We start from the raw sequence: 24,134 nt of genomic DNA on the forward strand, positions 1-24,134 counted from the left end.
TCAGCTGGTGCCCTCGGCCTTGCGCCGCTCGTAGCGCTCGAGGATGGCGGGCATCTCGGCGCTGACGAAGCCGAGGAAGCGCTCCATGTTGGCGAGCCGGGTCAGGCGCTCGTCGGAGGCGTTCTCCTTGCGCAGCGCGGCGAGGCCGTTGGCGGCGATCTGGTGGAAGTCGGGGAACTCCGAGAAGATGCCCCGCACCTTGGGGCCCCAGCTGTTCTCGCGGAGCCGTATGAGGTAGTTCTCGTCGAGGGCGCCGGTCCGCTCGAAGACGCTGACCGGGTCGTTCTCCGGGGTCAGCTGGTCGACGATGCGGTCGATCGCGGCGCGCGGGACACCGAGGGCCTTCTCGATGTCGGCCGCGGTCTGCTCGGGCGGGTCGCAGATCATCATGTAGCCGACGACCCGGCCGCGGTCGTGGGGCATGCCGTCGTTCTCGAAGTAGTACTGGGCGACCTTTTCGACGAAGGCGTGCTCGCCCTGGGTGAGGGTGGTGGTGGCGGTCTGCTCGGTCATACTGCGCTCTCCTCGCGGTGCGTCCCAGGAAGGTCAGGCGGCGGTGCGGTGCGCTTCCCAGCGCTTGGACATCTCGGCCAGGTCGCCGACGATGTGGCCGAACAGCTCCTCGATCTCGGCGATGCGCTTGCGCCGGGCGTCATCGGCGTCGGCGAGCACCTCGAGACCGAACTGGAAGATCCGGTGGTACTCGGGCCAGCTCGCGAAGGTGTCGGAGACCGCCTTGGGGTAGCCGTCGTCGACGAGCCGGTAGCGGGTCTCCTCGCCGGGCGTCTCGACGCGCTGGTACAGGCCCGCCAGGGTCAGCTGCTCGATGAGCTGCTCGATGCTCTCCGGGGCGGCGTCCACCGCCGCGCAGATCTGCGGCAGCGTCTGCTCGATCGGGTCACTGATGATCATCCATGCCATGACCCGGCCCTTCTCCCACGTCACGCCGTGCGCCTCGTGGTAGTGCCGGGCCACCTCGTCCACGAACGTACGCTCGCCCTCGGTCAGCGTCGCGTAGGTCTTCTCCGTCGTACTCGTCACCTGTCCCGCCTTTCGGTTCGCGTGCGGCCGGTCCGGTCCCGTCGGACGCCCGGGGGATGACGTCCGGCGGGACCAGCCGCCAAGACTGGTGGACGGGGGCGGATGTCCGCCCCCGGAACTTCCCCAGCAGCGACCCCAGTACGGGCTCCAGGTCGTGCGGCCGGTTCCTTGGCTGGTGTACGCGCGGTCGCCGCGTGGCGGCTGCCGCGGCAGCGGGAGGTCAGAAGCCGATGGCCTCGCGCAGCAGCAGGACCGTGCCGCGTCCGGGCCGGGGCTCGGCGTTGAGGACGAGCAGGCGGTTGACCGCGCTCGGCTTCCCGTAGGCCTCCTGGGCGCGTGCGGTTTCCAGGGGCAGGGCGTGCTCCTCGATCCGGCGCAGGGCGGTGCCGAGGTCGGGCACCACTTTCTGCGCGCCCACGACCCAGATCGCCCGGGCCGCGCCTCCGGCGGCGGCGGGCAGTTGGGTGCCGCTGCCGGAGGCGATGACGAGCGAGCCGGTCTCGGTGACGGCCGCGACGCTGGCGAGGAAGACGTCGGGGGTGGCCATCAGCCGACGGATGTGGTCGGACTCGGTGGCGCGGTCCATCCTCAGCACGCGTGGCCGGATGGCCTCGTAGCGGTCGCCCGCCTCGATGTCCCGTGCGATGCCGGAGAGCCGGAGCGTCTCGCTGGCCCCGGTGAACACGCTCGCGCCCTCGGGGACCAGCTCCTTGACACGGGCGCGGGCCGCCGCGGCGTCGTCGAGGAGTTCGGCGGTGAAGCCGTTCGCCCGCAGCGCCGCGACCGCCCGGTCCAGCCGTCCGGCGGACACGGGCGCGGTGAAGTCGTCGGCCGCCGCACCGGAGTCGTGGGCCCGAGCGCCGGAGCCGGGCGCGGAGCCCGCCAGGGGGGTGGTGTCGAGGTACCTGATCTCGTAGACCCGCTCGGCGAACTTCCATCCCTGTGGCGTACGCCGGTAACTGTCGTGGTAGATGGCGAAGTTCAGGCCCGAGCGGCCGTCGAGCGCACGCCCGATCTCCTGTAGGTAAGTGCGGCCCGTGGCGGTGTCGCCGTCGATCCGGATCATGCCCGGGTGGCTGTTCTGGACGAAGAAGTCCCACTGGCTCTGCAGGCGTTCGCCTCCGGTGCGGATCTCCTCCCGGCCGACGAACTCGACCGGGATGTCCGGCATGCGCAGCACGCCGTCGGGGATGAACAGATCCGCGAGGCGGGCACGGTCGCGCATCATCGCCGCGTCGGTGAACTCGCCGCGCAGCGCCTCGATCTCGACGCGGTCGGCGATCTCCTGGAAGTCGTTCATGCTCAGCGTCCTGTCCTGTCGGTCCGGTGGCTGGGGGTGTTTCCTCTTCCTCCGTCCGACAACGCGGCCCCGAGGAATGTGAGGTGAGCCGTCGACCTCACATTTCGCCGCCCCGATGTGTCGTACTGGGGAGGGAACGCACGTGAACGAGGGAGCCGGAGAGCGGATGACCACCCTGAGCGCGATCATGAGCGAGCGGCGGCAGCTGCTGAATCTCGCCTACCGGATGCTCGGGTCCCTGGCCGACGCGGAGGACGCCGTCCAGGAGACCTACGCCCGCTGGTACGCGATGTCCCCGGCGGAGCGGGAGGCCATCAGGTCCCCGGGCGCCTGGCTGACGAAGGTGGCCAGCCGCGTCTGCCTGAACCTGCTCGGCTCGGCGCGCGCCCGGCGGGAGGGCTACGTCGGGGAATGGGTTCCGGAGCCGCTGCCCGACTCGGCCGAGTGGATCGCCGGGGCGGCGGGCGGCGTCGGCGTGGACCCGGCCGACCGGATCACCCTCGACGAGTCGGTGACCATGGCCTTCCTGGTCGTGTTCGAGTCGATGACCCCGGCCGAGCGCGTCGCGTTCGTGCTGCACGACGTCTTCCGCTACCCGTTCGCCGAGGTGGCCGAGATCGTCGGCCGCAGCCCGGCGGCCTGCCGCCAGCTGGCGTCCTCGGCCCGCCGTCGCATCGCCGCCACGCGGGCCGAGGCGAGCCCGAGCGCTGCCCGGCAGGCAGGGGTCGTCCGGCGGTTCAAGGCGGCCTGGGAGGCGCGGGACATCGAGGTCCTGCTCAGCCTGCTCGACCCGGACGCCGTCGCGGTCTCCGACGGCGGCGGTCGCGCCATCGCCCGCCTGCTGCCGATCGAGGGCGCCGAGCAGATCGCCCGGCTCTACCTGACCATCGCCCGGTTCTCTCCGCCCCGCGCGATCCTCGAGCGCACGGTCAACGGGCTTCCGGGGCTGGTGATCGAGGCCGGGGGCCGGATCGACACGGTCTGCGCGTTCGAGGTCGGCGACGACGACCGGATCACCCGCATCTGGGCGGTGCGCAACCCGGACAAGCTCCGCCCCTGGCAGCTGTCGTGACCGCGTCCCAAGGCGTGTGGGCTGGACGGCGAACCCCAGCCGTCACGCGGGACACCACACCCCGGCCGTCACGCGGAACACCACACCCCGCCCGTCTGCGAGGCCGGTCCCGCCGCCAACGCCCGGCCCAGTTCCGCCCGTTTGGCTATGCCGAGCTTGGCGTAGGCCTGGCTGAGGTGCCATTCGACCGTCTTGACCGTGACGAACAGGGCCTGCGATATCTCCCGGTTGCTCAGCCCGGCCGCCGCCTTGTGGGCCACGCGCTCCTCCGCGGGCGTCAGCGGGGCCCGCTGCTGCTGGCCGCCGCGCACCTGACGGACGCCCGCGAGGCGGAGTTCGGTGCGGGCGGTGGCCTCCAGGACGGACGCGCCGATGCGCTGGGCGGTGTCCATACCGGCGGTCAGCCGGCGCCGGGCGGCGCCGCGGCGGCCCTGGCGGCGCAGGGCCGCGCCGAGCGCGACCTGTACACGCGCGCGTTCGAGGAGGTAGGGCGAGGAGCCGAGGAGGCGTTCGGCGCTTTCCAGCATCTCCAGGCCCTCGTCCCCGCCCACGATCTCGCCGTAGGTGCGCAGGGCGGCGGCCAGGGGCCGGGCGGCGCCGAAGGTCCGGGCCCGCTCGGTGACGTCGGCGGCCAGCGCGCGGGCCGCTCGCGGCCCGGTGGTGATGGCGAGCGCCTTGGCGGCGTCCGCCAGGTACTCGGAGGACGCGGACGGATACAGCCACCCTTCCTGACCCGCCTGGTCGCGGCACTCCGTCAGTTCGCGCAGCCCGGCCTCGAAGCGGTCCTGACGGATCCGCAGCCGTACCCGGGCGATCCGCAGCGGGACGAACAGGGCGGACTGCGGCAGCCGTCCGGTGAGGCCGTGGCGGTCCAGCGTCTCCTCGGCCTCCTGCAGCCGGTCCGTCTCGATGAGGCAGTGGGTGAGCACCGCGGCGGCCAGCGGCACGCAGGCGAGCATGAGGGAGCTGTCCTCCTGCTGCCGCAGCAGCCGCCGCGCCCCGGTCTCGGCCTCGGTGAGGCGGCCGGTGTCCAGCAGGACACCGCCGAGCAGGCTGGTGGAGGTGGCCGCGGCCAGCAGTTGGCCCGCGTCGAAGGCGCGGCGGGCGGTGTCGCGCAGGGCGCGTTCGGCGGGGTCCGCCTCGTCGCACTGGCTGAGGGCCCAGGCCGCGACCGCCGTGTCCGTGAGTTCGGTGTCCTCCTCGCAGAGCGGTGTGCCGTCGGCGATGGCGGCGGCGGCCAGCCGGGCCACCCGTACGGAGGAGCGCCCTCGGGAGAGCGCCTCGATGGCCGCGTGGGAGCGCGGTGCGGCCCCGGCGGTCCGTGGTCCGGGGCGGCCGGTCGCGCGGTGCCCGGGGGTGATACGTGCCACCACCGCCGCGACGGTGCGCGCGGCCTGACCGGCGGAGACCGCGGCGTCGTGGTCCTCGCGCGCGGTGCCCGCGTCCGTCAGCAGTTTGAGGGCCTCGTCGTAGCGGGCGGCGGCGGTCAGCGCGACTCCGAGTTCCAGCCGGAGTCGGCCGCGGATGGCCGGATCGTGGCTACGGCGCAGCGCTTCCCGCAGGTGTTCCACGGCGGAGGGCTGTCGCGCGCGCAGTTCGGCCGAGCCCAGCTGGCCGAGTATCCAGGGGTCGCGCTCGGCGGTGGAGTCGGCGAGCGCCCGGCGCAGATACCGGGTGGAGTCGGCGGGTTCGCCCCGGCGCATCGCCTCGACGGCGGCGGCGCGCAGGGTCCTGACGGTCCAGGGGTCGCTGCCGGGTTCGGTCCGGCACAGGTGCTCGGCGACCGTGGTGAGGTCCGCGCCCGCCGCGTGCAGCGCGTAGGCGGACCGCCGGTGGGCCTGGCTGCGGGCTTCCGAGGTCATCCGCGAGTACACGATCTGCTGGACGACGGAGCGCCGGAACGCGTACGGCAGGCCGGGGTTGAGGATCTCCGCCTCGCGCAGGACGTGCGCGGCCTGGAGCGCCTCGGGATGGTTCAGTGCGGCGGCAGCCGCGCAGTGGCGGGGTTCGGCGTCGTCACCGAGGACCGACACGGCGCCCGCGAGGGCGCGCGCGGCCGGGGGTAGGCCGTGCAACTGGCGCACCACCTCCTTGGCCATGCGGGCGGGCGTCAGGCTGGGGATGGTCGCGGCGGCCCGCTGCTCGGGGGCGATGCCCTGGCGGCTCATCTCGTCCAGCAACTCGGTGAGGTGCAGCGGATTGCCCTCGCTGGCGGCGAGGCAGGCCTGGGTCACGTCGTCGTGCGGGGTGTCGCCGAGCCGTGCGGCGATGGCCTCGCGGACGGCGTCGCGGCCGAGGGGTTCGAGTACGGCGTGACAGGAGTCCGGTGAGCGGCTCGCGGCCAGCAGCAGCTCCTGTGCGGGCCCGGTGGCGTCGGAGACGCTGGTGAGCACCAGCAGCACACCGCTGCCCTCGATGCGGTTGACCAGGTAGTTGACGAACTGGAGTGACGCGGTGTCGGCATGGTGGGCGTCGTCGATGAGCAGCAGGACGGGAGCCGTGGAGGAGAGGTTGCGGCACAGCCAGTAGAGGCCGTGGAGGGCCCGGTAGAGGCCCGCGCCCTCGGTAGGCGGTGCGCTGATGCCCTCGGGGTCGGCGTAGTCGAAGATGCTCCCGGCGAGGACCGCGGGGCCGGTCAGCAGGGTGTCGGCGGCGTCGTCGGTGTTCAGCCGGTGCTCGAAAAGCTGACGTACCACCACCCAGGCGAAGCCGCGTTCCAGCTCGCCCGCCCGGGCGTGGAGCACCTGTAAACCGGATTTCTCCCCCTCGGCCCGGGCCGCCGTCAGCAGTTGGGTCTTGCCCGATCCGGGGGCTCCTTCGAACATGACGACCGCGCCGTCGCCGCCGAGCGTGTGGTCGACGCCGGTTCGGATCAGTTCCATCTCGCGCTCACGTTCGAGAAGCAGGAAGTTCTGCCGCATGTGCCACGCCCCTTGATGGAAAATTGAGAAACCGGAAATATTCCAGAAAAGGGAAAATGGACGAAATCTTGATGCGCTTTTGCGCGCGGCTTCACTATCCCGTTCTTGACAGCACCAACATGTTCCCCCGTTCTCTTACCGATTAGTATCGCGCTCAAACAGAAGTCCGTCACAAGCTACCACATGCCAGTGGCGCATGCCCAGGAAGAGACGGCAGAGATCCCTGATAGGGCGGCAGGATAGTTTCGTGCCCTTTCGGCCACCGGTCCGGAATGCAGCGCGGCCATCCCTTTCCGGTCGTGTCCGAAAAGGGATGGCCGAAGAGATCAGCTATTGCGTCAGGCGGGCCGCAGGAAGACCGGCAGCTTGTCGAAGCCGACCATCTGCGGGGGGATCGCCCAGGCCAGATCGCCGTCCCGGTCGACCGCGATCTCCTTGAACCGGTCGAACAGCACGTTCAGGACCAGCCTGGTCTCCAGGCGCCCGAGCGCGTTGCCGATGCAGTGGTGGGTGCCGAATCCGAACCCGAAGTGGCGGCCCTCGCTGCGCCGGTGGATGTCGTAAGCCTCGGGGTCCGGGAACTGCCGCTCGTCCCGGTTGGCCGAACAGAAGCTGGCCGCGACATGCTGGTTCTCCGGAATGGTGACGCCCGCCAGCTCCACCTCCTGGGTGGAGGCGCGCAGCCCGGTGGTGATCGGGGGCCGGTGCCGCAGCACCTCCTCGACCGCCTGCGGAATCAGGCCACGGTTCTGCCGCAGCTCCGCCTGGGCGTCCGGATTGAGGTCCAGCAAATCGACCGCATTGGCAATGGTCATGGTGGTGCTGATGTGCCCTCCGGCGAACATGACATTCGCGAAGTTGACGGTCTCGTCCTCGGTGAGGCGATCACCGTCCAGTTCCGCGTTGGCCAGCCGGGTGAGCATGTCGTCGGTGCTCTTGTTCTTCCGCTCCCGCACCCGTTCGCGCAGATAGGAAATCGCTTCCTGCTGAAGCTCGCCGAGGGCTTCCAGGTAGCCCTCCTGCGCCATTTCCTCGGGCGTCACGTTCATGACCTTGCGGGCCCAGTCGTAGAACAGCACCCGGTCCTCGGCCGGGAGACCGAGAATTTCCAGGATGACGGCGATGGGCACGGTGTACGCGAGATCCGCGACCAGGTCGACCTGATCGCGATCGGCGATTTCGTCCACGATCTCGTGGGTCAGCCGCACGATCGCGGGCTCATAGGCGGCGATCGACGCGGGCGTGAACGCCGTACTCAGGATCTGCCGGACCCGGGTGTGCCGGGGCGGATCCATCTGGGGCAGGCTCTCCAGGCCCGACTCCGGGAAGCCCATCCGGTGCATCTCGGAGGAGAAGGTGCCGGGGTTCGTCAGGACGTGCCGTGCGTCGGCGTACCGGTACACCACCCACCAGCCGGTGGCCGGATCCCGGTGGACGGGATGCTCGTCGCGCATCAGGCGGTACCAGTCGTAGATCGCCGGGTCGTTCACGTTCGGCTGCGGCGGAATCTCTGTCTCTGTCGTGGACACCCCATCACCTTTCCCCTGCCAGGTCGGGTCGGTCGATGCAGCCTCGCCAGAAGGCCCCGGGGCGCACACTGGGGTCTCCCCCAGCACCCACCCCAGAGCCTTGGGCGCCCACGCACGGGTCAGCTGTTGATGTCCCGCTGATTGAAGCGGCGCACCCCCAGCCCGAAGAACAGCGCGGCGGCGACGACGAGCACCAGGGCGTCCATCCACTGGAAGCCGTTCCGCAGCGGCTCACCGCCGATGTAGTAGTGGAAGGGCGACAGATAGGCAAGCCAGTCGGCGTTCAGCTGGGCCGCGAACGTGTCCAGGGTGTAGGTCACCACGCCGATCACGGTGCTGGTCACCAGGACGACCGCCCGGCGTCCCACCGCCCCGCCGATCCCGATGGCGAGCGCGCCGAAGAGGACCGCCAGCAGGGCGAGGTTGAGGGACTGCGCCAGGAACTCCACGGGGGTCACGCTGGTCAGCTCGGAGCCGTTGCGGATGGCCAGCATGCCCAGCCAGACCAGGACGCCGATCGCGAACGCCCCGGCGATCAGCGCGCCGAAGCGCTCGAGCGCGAGCTGGGTGCGGGTGACGGGGTGGGCGAGGACCAGGTCGAGCTGCCCGGACTCCTCCTCCGCGGCGACGGCGCGGGTACCGGCGGTGACGCCGTAGATCATGGCAAGCAGGGGGAGCATGATGCCGAACACGCTGGCGTGCAGATAGCCCGCGGCGGTCTGGTCGATGCTGAGCCCTTCGCGCAGGGCCTCGGGGAGGTTGGCGGTGTTCTCGCGCTGCGACGGGTAGGTGCTGGCGTACACCATGCCGACGACGGCGATGCCGACGGCCCAGCCGGTCAGGCTCCGTCGGCCGTCGGAGAGGTACTTGACGAGGATGGCGCTGCTCATCGGGGGGACCCTGTCCTTTCGGTGCGGTTCACGGGGGACGACGGCGAGGCCGTCATACGGCTTGTGCCGTCTCGGTGCGCGGCGCGTCCTCGGCCCCCGCGTAGTAGCTCTGGAACAGTTCCTCCAGGGCGGGTTCGGTGGCCCGCAGGCTGGTGACCGTGTACCGGGCCAGCGCCTTGACCAGGGTGTCCGGGCTGCCGGAGATCTGGCCGGTCAGGGTGGTGCGCTCCTCGTCCAGTCGCAGCCGCTCCGCGTCGGGCAGGTCGGCGAACGCGCCGACGGGGACCGGCGCGTCGAAGGTGACCTCGATGTCCCGGACGGCTCCGCTGCGCAGGTTGGCCACGGTGTCGAGGGCGGCGAGGCGGCCGTCGCGGATGATGCCGACCCGGTCGGCGACCGCCTCGACCTCGCTCATGATGTGGCTGGACATGAACACGGTCTGCCCGGCGTCCCGGGCCTCGGCGACCATGTCGAGGAAGGTCTGCTGCACCAGCGGGTCGAGGCCGGAGCTGGGCTCGTCCAGGACCAGCAGCTCGGGCTGGTGCATGAAGGCCTGCACCAGGCCGACCTTCTGGCGGTTGCCCTTGGACAGCTTCTTGATCATGGTGGTCTGATCGAGCCCGAGCCGCTCGGCCAGGGCGTCGATGCGCGCCTCGGGCACGCCGCCGCGCAGCGCGCCCAGGAAGCGCAGATAGGCGCGGACGTTCTGGCGGCCGTCGCAGACGAAGTCACCCGCCAGATAGCCGACCCTGCGGCGCAGTTCCACCCCGTCCTCACGCGGCCTGAGGCCCAGCACCGTCGCCCCGCCCGAGGTGGGGCGGATGAGGTCGAGCAGCAGCCGGATGGTGGTCGACTTCCCGGCGCCGTTCGGGCCGAGGTAGCCGAAGACCTCGCCCTGCCGTACGTCGAGGGTGAGGTCGACCAGCCCGCGGCGGGTGCCATAGGTCTTGGTGAGCTTCCGTAGCTCGATCACGTTCTCCATGGCACGGAACGTACCGAAGTTTCAGAGTTCTGTAAACGTTTTGAGATTCCGACTTCCTCGTTATGCTGAGATTCAGTCAAGACGGAGGGCTTTGATGGACGAGAGGGACGCACAGCTGCGCGACTGCGCCGAGCGACTCGCACTGACGCTCGCCCAGAGCGGTATGCAGCGGACGACCGCCCGGGTGATGACAGCGCTGCTGTTCACCCAGCAGGAGGCCATGACCTCCGCGGATCTCTGCGAGGAACTCCAGATCAGCAGCGGCGCGGTCTCCGGTGCCGTGAACCAGCTGGTCCCGACCGGCATCATCGAGCGGGTCCCCGCGCCGGGCAGCCGCCGCGACCACTACCGCTTCCGGGAACACGCCTGGGCGACCCTGATGGGCAACCAGAACGCCCTGCTGGACAGCATGTGGAACGCCGCGGCGGAGGGCATCAAGGCGGCGGGCCGGGAGAGCGTCGCAGGCCGCAGGCTGGACGAGATGCAGGACTTCTACGGCTTCATGCAGCGGGAGATGGCGGCACTGATCGACAAGTGGCGGGAACGCTACGACGCCGACGAGCGCTGACCGTCAGCCCGCGCCCCGTGCTGCCCGGCCGGTACCCGAACCCGAGGCGGCGGGAGACGGCCTCCGCCGCCTCGATCAGGAGGGGGCCAGCTGTTCGACATCGGCCGGGGTCGGCCGCCGGGTGGGCGCGCTGGCGAGTCCGTTGGGGGGCGGCAAGGGCACGAGTCCGTTGGGGGGCGGCAAGGGCAGCCGAGGATTGCGCCCGTGCCGCAAGGGACACGCTGACCGGCCACCGCGTCCGGCGGGCGCGTTGACCCTTCGCGGGCTCCGCGCTTCCATCGCCTGAGCCCTCCGCGCGGGCCGGGGGTCGGGGCGACAGACGGCCGTCCCGCAGCCGAAGGGGGACCATCCGATGAGACCGTCCTTACGCGTCGCCGCGACGGCAGTCCTGGCGGGCGTCCTCATGTCCCCCCACCTGGCCCGCCGGGGCCACGGGCGGCGACACCCGGGTCCCGCGCACCGAGCGGATCAGCGTGGCCCCCGACGGCACCGGCGGCAACCGGCACTCGGTGGATCCGGTGGTCAGCGCGGACGGCCGGGTGGTGGCCTTCGCGTCCGGGGCCACCAATCTCGTGCCCGGCACGGACGTCTCGTACGGCGTCTTCTACCGAAGGGCCCCGGCGCACCGCTGGAGCGCGTGACCGTGCCCGGCGAAACGACCTCGGCACCCCAACTCTCCGCGTCCGGACGCTATCTGACGTCCGGTTCGTACTCGGCGGCGACCGGACAGTCCTCCGTGCACGTCCTGGACCTGCGCACCGGGCACACCGAGCGCCTGGCACCCGCGATGGACGAGGGCCACCAGGTCTCGTACGGCGTCGCCCCGATCAGCGCGGGCGCAAGGTCGCCTACCTGGAGGGCTACTCGGGACCCGGCACCGACGACCAGGGTGACATCCTCGTCTACGACCGGGTGACCGGCCGCACCGATCCGCCCGGGTTGGGCAGCAGGCCGGTCAGACCGGTGGCGTCGACCTCGGACGCCTTGGCGGGGAACCCTTCCCAGCCGTGCGGGAGGTAGGGCGCGGCGGCGAGTCCGGCCGCGCCCGCGCCGAGCATGCCCAGCATCGCCCGTCGGCCCACGGGTGCGCCCCCGGTCCTCGGCTTCGGCTCATCCGCCATGCTGCGCATGCTCCTACGAACACGTGTGAACTCTGTCGACGCCCTCACTCAGGCGGCACCACTGGTGCAACCGGTGGTGATACTGGCATGGGGATATACGGTGTCGACAGCAACATGTCTCGTGGCACATATGAAGAGGGCCACGCCTGACGACCGACTCCTCGCCGAGATCGGAGTCAGTCACTGACTGCGGCTGGCCGACGGGATACTCAGCGGAGACGGGGGCGCCCCAGGCGGGAGATGCCCCGGTCCGCTACGGCGGCAAGCGCAGTGCCCACCTGGCGGCACGGCCGGGAGCACCGGCTGAAGCGGTGACGTTCCTTGCGTCCGAGCGAAGTCACCTGTCAAGATGGTGATGTGAATCTTGACCATGTCTTCGTATGCGGGCACCCGGCCCTCGACTTCGCGGCCACGCTCCGGGCCCGGCGCTCGACCCGGTTCGAGATGTTCGTGACCCCGGAGCGGCTGAACGCCTGGTACCTGGAGTCCGGCCTGGTGGACACGGTCACCCCGGGTCGGGAGGACGACGTCGAGGAGGCCACGGCCCTGCGCGAGGCCATTTACCGGCTCGTCACCGACCGCCGCCTCGGTGAGGAGTTGGACCCCGAGGCGCTCGACGCGGTCAACGCCGCCGCGCGCAAGACCCCCGTGACACCCCAGCTCACCCCGACCGGGCGGCTCACCGAGGCGACCCCCGAGCAGGCGCTGGCGACGGTCGCCCGGCAGGCGGTGGAGCTGCTCAGCGGCCCCGACGTGCCCCTGCTGAAGGAGTGCGGCAACCCCGAGTGCACCCGGGTCTACATCGACCGGTCCCGTGGCATGCGGCGCCAGTGGTGCGGCATGGAGTCCTGCGGCAACAAGATCAAGGCCGCCGCGTACCGCGCCCGCAAGAAGTCCGCTCCCGCCGTGGCCCCCCGCTGAACCCCCGACCCCGGTCAGTAGGCGTTCCGGCGGACGCGGGGCTCAGTCGGCCGCGAGCGGTACACATGCCATGAACTGCGGCGCACCTACGCCAGGGAACTCAGCGCCGTTCGCGACTCCCCCACCGTCCGCGCCGAGGCCCCAGCGGACGTGTGCGGTGTTTGTGTCGTCCCACTGCCGCGTCCACGTCCGCGTCCGCGTCTGCGTCCGCGTCCGGTGAACACGTGTTCCTCATGGGTGACGCGACACTCGTCACCTCCCTCGGACAGGGCTATGGGGAAGCCCTGCTCGTCAAGAGTGAGCGTGTCGGAGGAACCCTCAGGCGTTGACACTTGTCCACACGGGGCCCGCGGCGTGGGTAGCATGCGCAACACATCCATATCAAGGGAGTGAACGGTTGTGACCAGCCAATCAGCCGCCACGCTCCGGTCGCGGTACGTAGCACAGGCCGCGTCGGACTTGGAGGAGAACCGTCGGCGACAGCAGGAGCTGGCGGAGAAGATCTCCGTGTTGAAGCAGGAGGAAGCCCTCCTCGCGGACATCCTCAGCCTCGCCGAGCGGTACGAGGGTTTCGCCGACGCGTCCCGGCTGCCCGAGCAGGCGCAGGACGAGCCTGTTGTCACGAAGGCGCGGAAGACGTCCACCCGAGCCGCCTCCCGACGCTCGACATCGGCCAAGAGCGCTCCCACCAGCAAGACGGCGAAGGCCGGTGCGAAGGGGAAGTCACGTCAGCCTCTGCTCGGGGACCTGCTGGCGGACCTGCTCGGCCAGTACGAGGAGCCGCGCCTGGCGAAGGAACTGCGCGACGAACTCCTCGAGAAGCACCCGGACCGCGACCCCACACCGCAGGTGGTGCGGAACACCCTCGAGTCCCTGGTCGCCAAGGGCCGCATCAGGCGCCACAAGCGGCAGCGCTCCGTCATGTACACCTTGGTCAAGCCGGGTGCGGCAGACAGCGACAGCTCGGACTGAGTCATCCAGGGGGAGTGGGCGAGTACGGCCGTACACGCGTCCGGGAATTGGATACGTGTTCGTCGAACCCCGCCCCGGAAACCCCTCGCCCGAGCCGTCGAGAGTCCCCGTGTCCGCCTCCTCCAGCAGCGGGTCACCGGACACCGCCTGCGGAGCGGGCACCATGCGGTCGCCGTCCAGGCACAGGGCCCCGCTCCTCAGCAGGTCGATCGCTTCGGCTCCCGCGACCGCGAGCGACAGACTTCCTTGGCCCACGAGTTGCCCGACCGGCATACCCGGGGCGACGAGCACGAGGTCGCGTGCGGTGGTCATGAGTCACGCCTCGTCTCCAGCAGGCGCAGCCACACCTCGCTGATGGTGGGGAAGGCAGTGAGCTGCACATCGGGCCAGGTCGAATCGGACGCGGCGAATGCGTGAGCTACGCCCTCCTGGTCGACGGCCAACCGAACTGCACCCGCATCCACCAGCCAATCGACGTGAAGGTCCGCAAGGAACGCCCGATCGAGCCGGATGAGTGCCGGTGACGAGACCCGGGTGTCAGCATCGCTCAACCGTCACCCCCGTCCGGCGGCGGGGGCGGGGTGGGCGCCAGATACCGAGTGAGGGTGTCGGCGGCCTCGGGGGTGAGGGGGGTGGTGGTGTCAAGGCCCAGGTGTCCTGCCAGGTCGCGGGCGTGCAGACGGGTGGCGGCTGCCAGCAACAGGGCGTACGCGTCGGCGGCCACCAGCAGTACTGCTGGCCGCCGCCCCTGGTCGCGGCCGAATGGTTGGCCCAGGTGGTGATCCGTTCGGCGACGCGGGGCAGGTCGAACGGGTGGGTGTGACCGAGGGCAACGGCGGCGGTGGCGACGGCGAGGTAGAGGGCGCCGGGCAGGACGAGCAGGGACCACCCAACCCTGAACTGGCAGATCACCGCCTTTCAGCAAGCACTGGCCACCGCCTCCACGGGCACGAGCACCGCTCTCCGGCGCGCGGCGCAGGACGACATGACAGCAGTCCTGGAATGGCTGTGGGACAACGCGGCAGGACCCGTGCTCGACCTGCTGAACCATCACCGGCGGCCGTCGGCGGAGGCCGACTGGCCGCGGGTGTGGTGGGTGCCGGGTGGGGCGCTGGGGTTGCTGCCCTTGCACGCCGCGGGCCAGCACACCGATCCTGCCGACGACGCGTGCCGACGTACGTACCGTCATGGACCGGGTGGTCTCCTCCTACACGCCGACCATCCGCGCCTTGCGCCACGCCCGCCGCACCAGTGGCGGTCGGGTGAGCCCGACCCCACGGAACGGGACGTACCCGCCACGGACCTGCCCACCAAGGCCGCCGTTCTGCGCCACCTGCCCGACTGTCCGATCGCGCACTTCGCCTGCCACGGCGCCAGCCACCCCGTCGACCCCTCCCGGAGCCTGCTCCTGCTCCACGACCACGCGTCCGACCCGTTCACCGCCGCCGCCGTCGCCTTCTACTCCCACCTGCGCACCCCCACCGGAGCACTGGACACCGGCCGTTCGGCCTGGGCACTCCACCAGGCGGTACGCGCCCTGCGCGACGGCCACGACCTGCCGGGCACGCTAGACCGCACGAAGGTCCCCTTCCTGTGGGCCGCTTACCTCCACACCGGCGCCTGAGCGCCCGAGGCTTCGCCGGTGCGTACGAGCGGTGTCACGAACTGCACGTCAGTTGTGAGAGCTGGCACGCTCGACCCACGGTCAAGGCCTTCGTCGTTCTTCCCCGGTACTGGAAAGTCGAGCGCACGATCGGCTGGTGCATGAACGCCCGTCGCAACGCACGTGACTACGCACGTCTGCCCCAGCAGGCTTTGCGAGACGGCCCGCAGTTCGGCTCGCCGTTGCGCGGCAGCCTGTCGAAGACCGGAGGTCCGGGCCGAAGACGTGGACCCGGGTTCTCCGTGGTCGGCCCTCGTGCCGTCCGTCCTCCGTCTCGGCTGGAGGGCTGCATGCGTCAGGGCGTCGCGTCGGACGCTGCTTTCCTGGCGGGCTGGTCCAGGGCCGCCACCAGATGGCCGAGATCGCGGCGGCGAGAGCCTGCGTTCCACACAGCCCAGGTGCGCCGGACGATGGGGTGACCTACCAGCGGGAACCAGGTGACGAAGTCGGGCAGGGGCTGGGACCAGCCTGGGGGTGCCAGGGTGAAGGCGTGTCCGGCGCTGACGGAGGCGAGTTTGACCTCGGCGATCAGTGGCTGTCCGTCGGGGACCTGCGGGCCTGGGTCGATACCGTGGCTGCGCAGGATGGCGGTGAGTTCGTCGTACCAGGCGGGGCTGCCGGAACGGGGGAAACCGACCCAGGCGAGTGCGTTCAGCGCGTCCAGGCGGATGCCGTCGGGGCTGGCCAGCTCCGCGGCACGCTCGGCCGCGAGCAGAACACCCAGGCGCTCCTCGACGACCAGCATGGCGTCGAGTTCCTGCCCCTGGGGGCGTTCTCGTAGCAGGCCCAGCTCAAGGTTTCCCTGGCGCAGTTCCGTGACCTGCGCCGAGGTGGACAGGTGCCGGGCTTGGACCCGCGTGTCGGGGTGGGCGGCGGACAGTTCGAGCAGTGCCTTGGACAGCAGGTCGGCGGGTAGTTCCAGGGGGATGCCGATCCGAAGCGTGGTCGCGCTCTCCCCGGTGCGCGCGGTCATGACCGCGAGTGCCTGGTCGTAGCGGGCCAGTACGGCACGGGATTCCGCGAGCAGCAGCAGGCCGGTGTCCGTGGCCCGCACGCCCGTGGAGGAGCGGACCAGTAGCTGCTGACCGAACTCGCGTTCCAGGGCGCTCATGGTCTGGGACAGGGCGGGCTGGCTGATGTGCAGCCGTCGTGCCGCCGCCGACAGGCCGCCTTCTTCCAGCACGGTGACGAACGCGCGCATCGCTCGGATCTCCATGCCCCTATCGCATCACGAGCCGCGAGCGGCCGGTCAGGCGCGCCGCGTGGCCCGATGGGGTGTGGCTATCCGTGCAGCGCGGCGCTTTCGGTTTCCGGGCGGGTCCAGGGCGGTGCGGCCGCCGCCGAGAGGGTCCCCGTGAACCCGGTACGGGCTTGCGGTGTGCGGCGGCAAGCCCCGCACTGCGCCATCACCCATTCTTATGGCAGCCCTCGGCAAGCCCTCTGGCCAGGCGCTATGCATGCTGCTGCGGCAGGAGTTGAGTAGGGCACAGGGCGGAGCGACCGCCCGGTCCACTTCAGGAGCCTTCCGTGTCCCAGCAGAACCCTTCCTACTTCACCGCGTTCAAGAACCTGGCGATGAGCCGCACGGAGTCGGGCGTGCTCACGCTGCGTTTCCACACCGACGACGGTCCGGCCACCTTCACCGGTGAGACGCACACCGACTTCCCTCGTGCTCTCTTCGAGATCGGCGAGGACCGCGACAACCGGGTTCTGGTGCTGACCGGCACCGGTGACCGGTTCATGACCGACATCGACGGCGCCAGCCTGGGCGACATCACCAAGCCCGCCCAGTGGGACCGCACGGTCGCCGAGGGCCGCCGCGTCCTCCAGCGCCTGGTCGACCTGGAGATGCCCGTCATCGCCGCGGTCAACGGTCCCGCGTCCGTCCACAGCGAGTACGCCCTGCTGGCGGACGTCGTCATCGCCGCCGACACGACCGTCTTCTCCGACTTCCCCCACCTGACCTTCGGCATCGTCCCCGGGGACGGCATCCAGATCGCCTGGGAGGAGGCCCTGGGCGTCAACCGGGCCCGCTATCTGACCCTGACGCAGGGCTCCTTCACGGCCGAGCAGGCCGAGCGCTGGGGCGCGGTGGCCGAGGTACTGCCGCTGGAGCAGGTCCTGCCCCGCGCCCAGCGGCTCGCCGAGGACCTGGCCGCCAAGCCGCAGCTGCTCACCCGCTATCTCGCCGTCACCCTGCGCCAGCGCATCAGCCGCCGCATGGCCGAAGGTCTTCAGCTCGGCATGGCTCTCGAGGGCCTCACCGCCGCCGACCTCGCCTACCAGCAGCAGTGAGCGAGGATGTGACGGCACCCTCCCCCACCGACGCGGCCGACAGCCCGCAGGTCTGGCTCGAAGCCCTCCACACCAGCTCCCGCCGCCTGGCCGACACTGTTGCCTCCCTGTCCGAGCGGGAGCTGAAACAGCCCTCGACGGCCGCCGGGTGGAGCATTGCGCAGGTGTTGTCCCATCTCGGCAGCGCCGCCGAGATCTCCACCGGCCTGCTTGAGCGTGGCATCGCGGGCGATGAGAGGGGGCCGGTACGGGAGGACCTGGAGCCGGTGTGGCAGCGGTGGAACACGTTGCCACCACCGGCGCAGCGGGAGGCGTGGCAGCAAGCTGATACGCGACACCTGCAGCTTCTGGACTCGCTGGACATGTCCCAGCAGCTGCGGGTGCGTGTTCCGTACTTCGCTGGCCTGCTCAGCCTTCCCGCCTACGCCGGTTACCGGCTCTCGGAGCACTCAGTCCACGCCTGGGACATCGAAGCCGCCCTCACTCCGGGCGCGACGATTCCGGCGGGAGAGGTGGATCTGTTGTGGGAGCGGCTGGACCTGGTCGCCACCCGCTTCCGTGACGCCACCACTCTCGCCCGGCTCGCTCCGGCACAGCTCACCATCGCCCTGACCAGCCCGGCCCGGACCGTGCTGCTGGACCTCGGTGCCGAGCTGCACCTGTACCCGTGTGAGCCAGCCGAACCGGCTGGCTGCGTCACGGGCGCGGCGGAGGCCGTGCTGCGTCTCGTCTACGGCCGCCACCAGCCCACGGACGAAGTCCAGGTGAGCGGCGCCGTCACCCTGACCGACCTGACGGCCCTCTTCCCCGGATTCTGACTATCTCTCCACGACGTGCCGGGCCGTGTCCCTGTCCGAGGCCTCCCGCTTCTCCTCCGCGTCCCGTGGGCGCGGGGCCGCCGGGGAGGGCGACGGCACGGTGCCGGGCAGGTGGACGCGGCGGAGGCGAGGGGACTCGTTCCTGGCGGTGGAGCGCTTCAAGGCTTCTCCCATCGGTGCGTTCGACGAGCCCCGGCCCCCAGGGCGCGGCGCCGAGGGGGCGAGGGTCGAAGGGTGAGTGCTCCGGTCAACCAAAAAGAGGGCCGACGCATTCCGCTCACCGACGACTCGGTGCGATCAGCCTCGGCGGACGCCTTCGATGAAGCGGCCCGCCAGGTCGACGCGTTCGGCGAGGGTCGCGGTATTCGCCCGCGGTTCACGAACAGTTCGTGCACGCCCGCGTCGACGGCGGCCCGCGCGCAGTCGATGTACTGGGCGAGTGTGCCCGCCCGTGGCATCCGGTCCGGGCCGCCGACTCGGCTTGCGGCCCACCACGGTCTCCGGGATGGTGAACAGCGGTCCCTCGTACGCGAAGACGCGATGTCTGGCGACCGCCGTGCCCTGCACGGCACCGTGCTGGTCGTTGGCCCCGTACTCCTCCCGGACGTCAAGGGTCTCGTCGAGCCGTGCGCCGCGGCCCTTCCCGGGTACGGAGACCGCGGTGTACTCGTCGGGCATCCAGCCCGGGCGGCTGCCACACACCGTTCAGCGTGCTCATGCCGAGACGGACCCACGTGGTGTGGGCCGCGGCGAACGTCAGGGCGGCCAAGGGGCCCATGTGGTTCTCGCAGGCGCGTGACGTCTCGCCGCTGGCACTCGGGTACGGGGGGGGAATGTCGGTGCCCACGCACACGTGTCGGGTGTGGACCGTCCGAGTGACCGGGGAACCCGTCCCCTCGTCAGCTGCTCACGCGGTGCGGGTGTGCGGGGTAGACGCCCAGGACGCGCACCTCGGAGGAGAAGAAGCGCAGCTCGTGCAGGGCGAGGGCGACGCGCTCGTCGTCGGGGTGGCCCTCGATCTCGACGTAGAAGCGGCTGGGGTTGAACCCGGCCCCCATCTGGTAGCTCTCGATCTTGGTGAGGTTCACGCCGCTGCTGGCGAACCCGCCGAGCGCCTTGTAGAGCGCGCTGGGGATGTTGCGCACGCAGAAGAACAGGCTCGTCATCGTCGGCTCCCCGGTGTGCGGGACGAAGGCCGCGTCCCGGGACAGGACGACGAAGCGCGTGGTGTTGTCCGGGTCGTCCTCGACCTCGGGGCGCAGCACGTCGAGGCCGTAGAGGTCGGCCGCGGCGGGCGGCGCGAGCGCGGCGTGCCGTGGGTCGCCGAGCGCGGCCACCTCGCGGGCGGCTCCCGCGGTGTCGTCGCTGACGAGGGTGCGCCAGCCGCCCTCCCGCAGGATCTTGCGGCACTGTCCGAGAGCGTGCACATGGCTGCGTACGCACTCGATGTCGTCGAGTGTCGTGCCGGGTACGCCCATCAGGTCGAAGCGGATGGCGAGGAAGTACTCGGCGACGATGAACAGCCCCGACTCGGGCAGCAGATGGTGTACGTCGGCGACTCGTCCGGCCGCGGAGTTGTCGACCGGGATGACGGCGACGTCGGCGGCGCCGAGCGTCACGGCGTCCAGGGCCTGCTCGAAGCCGGTGCAGGGCAGTTCGCGGCCGTCGGGGAAGAGGGCGCGCGCGGCGGTCGCCGAATTGGATCCGGGTTCACCCTGATATGCGGCGGTCGTCACCGGTTACTGCCTTTCGAAGGAGGCCCTGTCGAGGGGCGGCAGAAGCTCCGTGAACCGGCGTCGATGTGGTTCACCAGGGGTGCCGGCCGCCCCTCCAGTCTGCCGTCGGAACGTGTCCGTACGCTGCGGCGACCACATGGTGGACGGGTCTTCAGCCGTGCGGCGATCTCGCGGATGGCGGTGTCCCGGTCGATGGGGGTGAAGCTGCCGTCCGTCTCCCGCCGCAGTGGTGACGTCAGCCGGACGCCACCGTTTCGGCAGCGGTCCAGCCGCGGGGCCTTGTCGCGGGTATAACCGGCGGAGGCAGCGTGCTCCACCCCCGCCCCGGGTGAAAGCGCCCGGGGCGCAGGGGGTGCGGTCGGTGAGGTACTGGTCAGCCGAGTGGGTTGGTGGTGTCGCGCAGGGTGGCCAGGGCCGGGGCGTACATACGGGCCTTGATGGTGCCCAGGGTGTCGCCCGCCTTCTTCACCTGCGCCTGCGCTATCTCGATCGCGGTGGACCGCACGGCGTCCTCGGCGACCGCATGGTCCACGATGCCGGTGGCCGCGGCGTCGGTGCCGCCGTAGCGGCAGGCAGTGAGCATGGCCTCGTGCGCGGTCCGCGGAGCCAGCCGGGACTGGATGAGGGCGGCCATGCCAGGGGTGAAGGGGATGTTGATGTCCGCTTCGGGCAGGCACCAGTAGCCGCGGTCCGCGCGCATGACGCGGAAGTCGTGAGCGAGGGAGAACATCGCCCCGGCGGCGAAGGCGTGCCCCTGCAGCGCGGCCACCGTCACGACCGGCAGCGACAGCATCCGCGCGAACAGTTCGTGGACCGAGACGACGTAGCTTTGGTGCTGGTCGGCGTGGGCGAACAGCCACTCCAGGTCGAGTCCGTTGGAGTAGAACTTGCCGGTGGCGGCGGTGACGAGGGCGCGGGGACCTTCCGCTTTCTCCACCTCGTCGAGCGCGGCGCCGACCGCGGAGAGCCAGTCGGGGTGGAAGCGGTTCTCACCGTCTCCGAGGTCGAGGACGAACACGTTGTCCTGACGGTCGAGCGAGGGCATGGCGACTCCTTCGAGCTACGTGGATGAGGCGGCTGGGCGGCTGCGGGCTACGGCCGGGGACCGGATTCGGCACCGGGGCGGTCACGCAGGGCGTGGAGGAGCAGGTCGTGGATCTCGGCAGCGGCGGCCTCGATCGGGGCGGTGCTCCGCTCGGCCCGGCACATGATCACCGCGCCTTCCACCGCGGCGATGATGAAGGCACCGAGCCTGCGGCTGCGCTCCGCGGGCAGGCCGTGTCTCAGGAGGAGGGCCGCGAGGGACTCCTGCCAGCGGGCGAAGACCGCGGCTGCGGAACGGGCAAGCTGGGGGGCGTCGTCATTGGTCTCGACGGCTACCGCCACGATCGGGCAGCCAGCCCGGAAGCCGCTCTCCACGAGCCGGTCACGCCACAGCAGGAAGAACGCGTCTACGGCCGCCACGGGATCGTCCGCCTGCATGGCGGCGTCGATCAGCCCCGCGATGAAGTCCCCCGCCAGTGCCACGGCTTCGTCGATGAGCTGCGTCCGCCCACCGGGGAAGTGGTGGTACACCGAGCCCCGCGGGGCTCCGCTGTGGGCGAGCACCCGGTCGATGCTGGTGGCGCTGGCGCCGTGTTCACGCAGCAGAGCGGCGGCGCTGAGGATCATCCGGTCACGGCTGTCACTCCTGCGCGGGCTCATCCCCTCACCACCTTCTCCACCGCCATACGGCCGACCAAGCGAGCTACCTGCCGGTAACTTATGGGGTATGCCATAGAACATGCAAGAGGTGCGGCGGGCGGTCATGGAATCCGCAGCGCTGGCACCGCTTGGCCGAGGCGCGCGCCAGCTACGACGGTGCCTCCGCACGCACTTGGCTCACCACGCTGCGCTGGGCGGAGAAGGCACAGGGAGAGCTGGGGTACTCACCGGCCGGTGCCGGTCAGCGCCTCGACGGACTCGGTGAGCACGACTTCCGCGCGGGTGTCGCAGCCGTTGCGGTCGGCGTCGGTCCCGCCGAACGACTCCGTCGCCCCGGGCGGCCGTGCCGGTGCTGGCGCAGGCCGCCCGGTGCCGCTGTATCGGGGCGATGTCAGTGGTGGCGGGCAGGATGGCGGGCATGACGACACGTGCAGCTGTGATCAGGGATGCCGCCGCCTATGCGCAGGCGGTTGAGGACGCGGTGAAGGCGTCGGCCGCCTACTACGCGGGCGGGACGTCGGCTCTGGACGATGATGCCTACGACCGGCTGGTGCGGGGCATCGCGGTGTGGGAGGCCGAGCATCCCGATCAGGTGCTGCCCGACTCGCCGACGGGGAAGGTCGCTGGCGGCGCCGTGGAGGGCGATGTCCCGCACACGGTGGCGATGCTCAGTCTGGACAACGTGTTCTCGGCGCAGGAGTTCACCGCCTGGACCGCTTCCCTGGCCCGGCGTGTCGGCCACGAGGTCGAGCGGTTCAGTGTCGAGCCGAAGCTGGACGGGCTCGCGGTCGCCGCCCGCTACACCGGCGGCCGTCTCAGACAGCTGATCACACGCGGGGACGGGACGGCCGGGGAGGACGTCTCGCACGCGATCGGCACCATCGAGGGCCTGCCCGAGACGCTCGCCGAGCCGGTCACCGTGGAGGTGCGCGGTGAAGTGCTGATGACGACCGCTCAGTTCGAACACGCCAACGAGGTGCGCACCGGGCACGGTGGGCAGCCGTTCGCCAACCCGCGGGGCGCCGCGGCGGGCACGCTGCGCGCGAGGGAGCGCGCCTACACGGTGCCGATGACGTTCTTCGGCTACGGCCTGCTGCCCCTGCCCGACACGGAGACGGCGCTCGCGGCGCGCCTGGGGGAAGTCGCCCACAGTGAGCTGATGACGCGGGCCGCCGCGTTCGGGATCAACACCACCGCCGTCACCGCGGTGCCCGGTATCACCGCCGACAGCGTCGAGGAGGTGCTGGGCCGGGTGCAGGAGATCGCCGCTCTGCGGGCCGAGCTGCCGTTCGGGATCGACGGGATCGTCATCAAGGCCGACCTGGCCGCCGACCAGCGGGCGGCAGGGGCGGGTTCGCGTGCTCCGCGGTGGGCGATCGCCTACAAGCTGCCCGCCGTCGAGAAGATCACCCGGCTGCTCGCGGTGGAGTGGAACGTGGGCCGCACCGGCATCATCGCCCCGCGCGCCGTCCTGGAGCCGGTCGAGATCGACGGCGCCACCGTCACCTACGCCACCCTCCACAACCCCGCCGACATCACCCGCCGCGACCTGCGCCTGGGCGACCACGTCATGGTCCACCGGGCTGGCGACGTCATCCCCCGCGTAGAAGCCCCCGTCGCCCACCTGCGCACCGGCGACGAACAACCCATCGCCTTCCCCGACATGTGCCCGCGCTGCGGGTCCGGCATCGACACCAGCGAGCAGCGCTGGCGCTGCGAGAACGGACGCAACTGCCACCTGGTGGCCGCCCTGTCCTACGCGGCTGGCCGCGACCAGCTCGACATCGAAGGCCTCGGTCACACCCGCGTCGTCCAGCTCGTCGACGCGGGCCTCGTCGCTGACCTCGCTGACCTGTTCGCCCTCACCCGCGATCAGCTCCTGGGCCTGGAGCGGATGGGCGCGACCAGCACCGACAACCTCCTGACCGCCATCACGGCGGCCAAGGGCCAGCCGCTGTCGCGGGTGCTGTGCGCGCTCGGCGTCCGCGGCACCGGCCGCTCCATGTCCCGCCGCATCGCCCGCCACTTCGCCACCATGGACCACGTCCGCGCCGCTGACGCGGAGGCCATGCAGCAGGTCGAGGGCATCGGCACCGAGAAGGCCCCCTCGATCGTCGCCGAACTCGCCGACCTCGCCCCCCTCATCGACAAACTCGCCGCCGCCGGGGTCAACATGAGCGAACCCGGCGCGACCCCGCCCGCCCCGCACGAGGGCGACACCGGTCGCGACGGGAACGCCGAGGGTGCGGGCGGGCCGCTGGCCGGGATGACCGTGGTCGTCACCGGCGCGATGACCGGTCCCCTGGAGAAGCTCAGCCGCAACCAGATGAACGAACTCATCGAACAGGCCGGTGGCCGCTCCTCATCCAGCGTCTCCAAGAGGACCACCCTCGTCGTCGCCGGAGACGGCGCGGGATCCAAGCGTGCCAAGGCCGAGGGCCTCGGAATACGCCTGGCCACCCCCGACGAGTTCGCCGCCCTGGTCGCCGACTACGTCAGCTAAGGGCAATGCCGTTGCGTTTAGGGGTCGGCGGGTTGGGGTCGTTGGATGCGGACTGCTTGAGTGCCGGTGTGGGTGGGCTGGGGCCAGGTGTGGTGTTC

The 24,134-nt window shown here is 70.9% G+C and carries 24 protein-coding genes and 1 pseudogene; 9 read left to right on the plus strand and 16 right to left on the minus strand.

Translation table 11 applies throughout. The features are described from left to right. From ACFVQG_RS30185 to ACFVQG_RS30195, 3 genes are all read right to left on the minus strand, one after another. Complete coding sequence (locus tag ACFVQG_RS30185) at positions 1 to 513, minus strand: hypothetical protein (RefSeq protein ID WP_383389379.1); 513 nt, start codon at positions 511 to 513, stop codon at positions 1 to 3. Positions 514 to 546: 33 nt separating this feature from the next. Continuing rightward, the gene (locus tag ACFVQG_RS30190; RefSeq protein ID WP_383389381.1) at positions 547 to 1,041 is read right to left on the minus strand and encodes a hypothetical protein; all 495 of its coding nucleotides are present in this window, start codon (positions 1,039 to 1,041) and stop codon (positions 547 to 549) included. A 220-nt stretch (positions 1,042 to 1,261) separates the two neighbouring features. Further along, positions 1,262 to 2,341 (minus strand): LUD domain-containing protein, encoded by a 1,080-nt coding sequence (locus ACFVQG_RS30195; RefSeq protein WP_383389383.1) that lies wholly within the window; start codon positions 2,339 to 2,341, stop codon positions 1,262 to 1,264. 166 nt (positions 2,342 to 2,507) lie between these two features. Here ACFVQG_RS30195 and sigJ point away from each other — a divergent pair, with 166 nt between their 5' ends. Beyond that, the gene (gene sigJ, locus ACFVQG_RS30200; protein ID WP_383389385.1) at positions 2,508 to 3,413 is read left to right on the plus strand and encodes an RNA polymerase sigma factor SigJ; all 906 of its coding nucleotides are present in this window, start codon (positions 2,508 to 2,510) and stop codon (positions 3,411 to 3,413) included. Between the two features lie 68 nt (positions 3,414 to 3,481). Here sigJ and ACFVQG_RS30205 read toward each other — a convergent pair whose 3' ends face one another. The 4 genes from ACFVQG_RS30205 to ACFVQG_RS30220 form a co-directional block, all read right to left on the minus strand. Beyond that, positions 3,482 to 6,334 carry an AAA family ATPase gene (locus tag ACFVQG_RS30205; protein ID WP_383389387.1) on the minus strand — a complete coding sequence of 951 codons (2,853 nt, stop codon included), beginning with the start codon at positions 6,332 to 6,334 and terminating at the stop codon, positions 3,482 to 3,484. Between the two features lie 338 nt (positions 6,335 to 6,672). Further along, positions 6,673 to 7,863, minus strand: coding sequence for a cytochrome P450 (locus tag ACFVQG_RS30210; protein ID WP_383389389.1), 1,191 nt, complete (start codon positions 7,861 to 7,863; stop codon positions 6,673 to 6,675). Between the two features lie 119 nt (positions 7,864 to 7,982). Continuing rightward, positions 7,983 to 8,753 (minus strand): ABC transporter permease subunit, encoded by a 771-nt coding sequence (locus tag ACFVQG_RS30215; protein ID WP_383389390.1) that lies wholly within the window; start codon positions 8,751 to 8,753, stop codon positions 7,983 to 7,985. A gap of 52 nt (positions 8,754 to 8,805) precedes the next feature. Next, on the minus strand, positions 8,806 to 9,735 hold the full coding sequence (locus tag ACFVQG_RS30220) for an ABC transporter ATP-binding protein (protein WP_383389392.1): 930 nt from the start codon (positions 9,733 to 9,735) through the stop codon (positions 8,806 to 8,808). Positions 9,736 to 9,829: 94 nt separating this feature from the next. Between ACFVQG_RS30220 and ACFVQG_RS30225 the strand changes: the two genes are divergently transcribed. Together ACFVQG_RS30225 and ACFVQG_RS30230 are read left to right on the plus strand one after the other, a co-directional pair. After that, positions 9,830 to 10,303, plus strand: a complete 474-nt coding sequence (locus tag ACFVQG_RS30225) for a GbsR/MarR family transcriptional regulator (protein ID WP_383389394.1) — start codon at positions 9,830 to 9,832, stop codon at positions 10,301 to 10,303. A gap of 473 nt (positions 10,304 to 10,776) precedes the next feature. After that, positions 10,777 to 10,944, plus strand: coding sequence for a hypothetical protein (locus tag ACFVQG_RS30230; RefSeq protein ID WP_383389396.1), 168 nt, complete (start codon positions 10,777 to 10,779; stop codon positions 10,942 to 10,944). A gap of 288 nt (positions 10,945 to 11,232) precedes the next feature. Here ACFVQG_RS30230 and ACFVQG_RS30235 read toward each other — a convergent pair. Beyond that, positions 11,233 to 11,370, minus strand: a pseudogene (locus ACFVQG_RS30235) (oxidoreductase); the annotation flags it as partial. 411 nt (positions 11,371 to 11,781) lie between these two features. Between ACFVQG_RS30235 and ACFVQG_RS30240 the strand changes: the two are divergent. Both ACFVQG_RS30240 and ACFVQG_RS30245 read left to right on the plus strand, forming a co-directional pair. Further along, positions 11,782 to 12,345: a CGNR zinc finger domain-containing protein gene (locus tag ACFVQG_RS30240; protein ID WP_383389398.1), complete on the plus strand. Its 564-nt coding sequence runs from the start codon at positions 11,782 to 11,784 to the stop codon at positions 12,343 to 12,345. Positions 12,346 to 12,744: 399 nt separating this feature from the next. Next, complete coding sequence (locus ACFVQG_RS30245; protein WP_383389400.1) at positions 12,745 to 13,317, plus strand: hypothetical protein; 573 nt, start codon at positions 12,745 to 12,747, stop codon at positions 13,315 to 13,317. A 308-nt stretch (positions 13,318 to 13,625) separates the two neighbouring features. Here the strand turns inward: ACFVQG_RS30245 and ACFVQG_RS30250 are convergent, their stop codons facing one another. Then, positions 13,626 to 13,868: a hypothetical protein gene (locus tag ACFVQG_RS30250; protein WP_383389402.1), complete on the minus strand. Its 243-nt coding sequence runs from the start codon at positions 13,866 to 13,868 to the stop codon at positions 13,626 to 13,628. After that, a complete protein-coding gene (locus tag ACFVQG_RS30255) occupies positions 13,865 to 14,041 on the minus strand; it encodes a hypothetical protein (protein ID WP_383389403.1) in 177 nt (58 codons plus the stop codon). Before ACFVQG_RS30255 ends, ACFVQG_RS30250 begins: the two co-directional genes overlap by 4 nt. A gap of 261 nt (positions 14,042 to 14,302) precedes the next feature. Here ACFVQG_RS30255 and ACFVQG_RS30260 point away from each other — a divergent pair, with 261 nt between their 5' ends. Next, complete coding sequence (locus tag ACFVQG_RS30260; protein ID WP_383389405.1) at positions 14,303 to 14,941, plus strand: hypothetical protein; 639 nt, start codon at positions 14,303 to 14,305, stop codon at positions 14,939 to 14,941. A gap of 334 nt (positions 14,942 to 15,275) precedes the next feature. On the opposite strand, the gene ACFVQG_RS30265 is transcribed toward ACFVQG_RS30260, so the two are convergent. Next, the gene (locus tag ACFVQG_RS30265) at positions 15,276 to 16,196 is read right to left on the minus strand and encodes a LysR family transcriptional regulator (protein ID WP_383389407.1); all 921 of its coding nucleotides are present in this window, start codon (positions 16,194 to 16,196) and stop codon (positions 15,276 to 15,278) included. Positions 16,197 to 16,507: 311 nt separating this feature from the next. Here ACFVQG_RS30265 and ACFVQG_RS30270 point away from each other — a divergent pair, with 311 nt between their 5' ends. Continuing rightward, entirely contained in the window at positions 16,508 to 17,275 is a 768-nt protein-coding gene (locus tag ACFVQG_RS30270; RefSeq protein ID WP_383389409.1) for an enoyl-CoA hydratase/isomerase family protein, read from the plus strand. An 8-nt stretch (positions 17,276 to 17,283) separates the two neighbouring features. Then, complete coding sequence (locus ACFVQG_RS30275; RefSeq protein WP_383389411.1) at positions 17,284 to 18,093, plus strand: maleylpyruvate isomerase N-terminal domain-containing protein; 810 nt, start codon at positions 17,284 to 17,286, stop codon at positions 18,091 to 18,093. Here ACFVQG_RS30275 and ACFVQG_RS30280 read toward each other — a convergent pair whose 3' ends face one another. The 5 genes from ACFVQG_RS30280 to ACFVQG_RS30300 all read right to left on the minus strand — a co-directional run bounded on the left by ACFVQG_RS30280 (position 18,094) and on the right by ACFVQG_RS30300 (position 21,533). After that, the gene (locus ACFVQG_RS30280) at positions 18,094 to 18,255 is read right to left on the minus strand and encodes a hypothetical protein (protein WP_383389413.1); all 162 of its coding nucleotides are present in this window, start codon (positions 18,253 to 18,255) and stop codon (positions 18,094 to 18,096) included. A gap of 135 nt (positions 18,256 to 18,390) precedes the next feature. Continuing rightward, positions 18,391 to 18,771: a hypothetical protein gene (locus ACFVQG_RS30285; protein ID WP_383389415.1), complete on the minus strand. Its 381-nt coding sequence runs from the start codon at positions 18,769 to 18,771 to the stop codon at positions 18,391 to 18,393. A 221-nt stretch (positions 18,772 to 18,992) separates the two neighbouring features. Continuing rightward, positions 18,993 to 19,829, minus strand: a complete 837-nt coding sequence (locus ACFVQG_RS30290; RefSeq protein ID WP_383389416.1) for a prephenate dehydratase — start codon at positions 19,827 to 19,829, stop codon at positions 18,993 to 18,995. A gap of 373 nt (positions 19,830 to 20,202) precedes the next feature. Next, the gene (locus ACFVQG_RS30295; protein WP_383389418.1) at positions 20,203 to 20,874 is read right to left on the minus strand and encodes an enoyl-CoA hydratase-related protein; all 672 of its coding nucleotides are present in this window, start codon (positions 20,872 to 20,874) and stop codon (positions 20,203 to 20,205) included. Positions 20,875 to 20,921: 47 nt separating this feature from the next. Beyond that, positions 20,922 to 21,533, minus strand: coding sequence for a TetR/AcrR family transcriptional regulator (locus tag ACFVQG_RS30300; protein WP_383389420.1), 612 nt, complete (start codon positions 21,531 to 21,533; stop codon positions 20,922 to 20,924). Between the two features lie 418 nt (positions 21,534 to 21,951). Between ACFVQG_RS30300 and ligA the strand changes: the two genes are divergently transcribed. Continuing rightward, a complete protein-coding gene (gene ligA / locus ACFVQG_RS30305) occupies positions 21,952 to 24,036 on the plus strand; it encodes an NAD-dependent DNA ligase LigA (RefSeq protein ID WP_383389422.1) in 2,085 nt (694 codons plus the stop codon). Positions 24,037 to 24,134 lie beyond the last annotated feature (98 nt).

Origin of the sequence: Streptomyces sp. NPDC057877, from assembly GCF_042796855.1 — a bacterium.
Taxonomy (GTDB): Bacteria; Actinomycetota; Actinomycetes; order Streptomycetales; family Streptomycetaceae; genus Streptomyces.

Excerpts from the sequence above, each read along its gene's own strand:
- ligA (WP_383389422.1), top strand. The coding sequence starts at position 21,952 with ATGACGACACGTGCAGCTGTGATCAGGGATGCCGCCGCCTATGCGCAG.
- sigJ (WP_383389385.1), top strand. The coding sequence starts at position 2,508 with ATGACCACCCTGAGCGCGATCATGAGCGAGCGGCGGCAGCTGCTGAAT.
- ACFVQG_RS30220 (WP_383389392.1), bottom strand. The coding sequence starts at position 9,735 with ATGGAGAACGTGATCGAGCTACGGAAGCTCACCAAGACCTATGGCACC.
- ACFVQG_RS30195 (WP_383389383.1), bottom strand. The coding sequence starts at position 2,341 with ATGAACGACTTCCAGGAGATCGCCGACCGCGTCGAGATCGAGGCGCTG.
- ACFVQG_RS30265 (WP_383389407.1), bottom strand. The coding sequence starts at position 16,196 with ATGGAGATCCGAGCGATGCGCGCGTTCGTCACCGTGCTGGAAGAAGGC.
- ACFVQG_RS30260 (WP_383389405.1), top strand. The coding sequence starts at position 14,303 with ATGACAGCAGTCCTGGAATGGCTGTGGGACAACGCGGCAGGACCCGTG.
- ACFVQG_RS30285 (WP_383389415.1), bottom strand. The coding sequence starts at position 18,771 with ATGCCCGACGAGTACACCGCGGTCTCCGTACCCGGGAAGGGCCGCGGC.
- ACFVQG_RS30205 (WP_383389387.1), bottom strand. The coding sequence starts at position 6,334 with ATGCGGCAGAACTTCCTGCTTCTCGAACGTGAGCGCGAGATGGAACTG.
- ACFVQG_RS30295 (WP_383389418.1), bottom strand. The coding sequence starts at position 20,874 with ATGCCCTCGCTCGACCGTCAGGACAACGTGTTCGTCCTCGACCTCGGA.
- ACFVQG_RS30215 (WP_383389390.1), bottom strand. The coding sequence starts at position 8,753 with ATGAGCAGCGCCATCCTCGTCAAGTACCTCTCCGACGGCCGACGGAGC.
- ACFVQG_RS30185 (WP_383389379.1), bottom strand. The coding sequence starts at position 513 with ATGACCGAGCAGACCGCCACCACCACCCTCACCCAGGGCGAGCACGCC.
- ACFVQG_RS30300 (WP_383389420.1), bottom strand. The coding sequence starts at position 21,533 with ATGAGCCCGCGCAGGAGTGACAGCCGTGACCGGATGATCCTCAGCGCC.
- ACFVQG_RS30225 (WP_383389394.1), top strand. The coding sequence starts at position 9,830 with ATGGACGAGAGGGACGCACAGCTGCGCGACTGCGCCGAGCGACTCGCA.